This is a genomic window from Bacillus sp. SRB_8 (assembly GCF_003264205.1).
GTDB lineage: Bacteria > Bacillota > Bacilli > Bacillales > Bacillaceae_G > Bacillus_A > Bacillus_A mycoides.
Window position 1 is genome coordinate 1 of the sequence record NZ_NADT01000152.1, and the last position, 340, is coordinate 340.

Annotated in this window: 1 protein-coding gene; it reads right to left on the reverse strand. The window is 47.4% G+C overall.

What is annotated here, in order from left to right:
- The coding region (locus tag B5P40_RS33160; protein ID WP_220089781.1) for a hypothetical protein at positions 1–219 on the reverse strand (219 nt) is incomplete at its 3' end.
- Positions 220–340 lie beyond the last annotated feature (121 nt).

Sequence of the window (340 nt, forward strand, 5' to 3'; positions counted from 1 at the left end):
AAACCGACAGAGTGAGGACACTGCATGTGAGATATCCGGTCTGGTGCACGTTGCGATCCAGTTAAGAGCTCCAACTAGTTCACGATAGGGAATTTCTTGCATTTCTTGCTTCTCTTCGGCGGTTGTTGCACACATGTTCTTCTCCAGGTAGAGTCCTGATTGTTCGGGCGTGTCTGCGTGCTTGCAGTCCATCATGTTGAACTTTGATAATTGCTCCAAGATGTAGGCCTCTTGGTCAAGTAAGATACCGTCATTACTACGTGTGATCCTCATCCCTAGTAAGCGTTTCGGGTTACCTAGATCCGTCATTGGAAAACGTGTGGAGAGCTGAGAAACGATT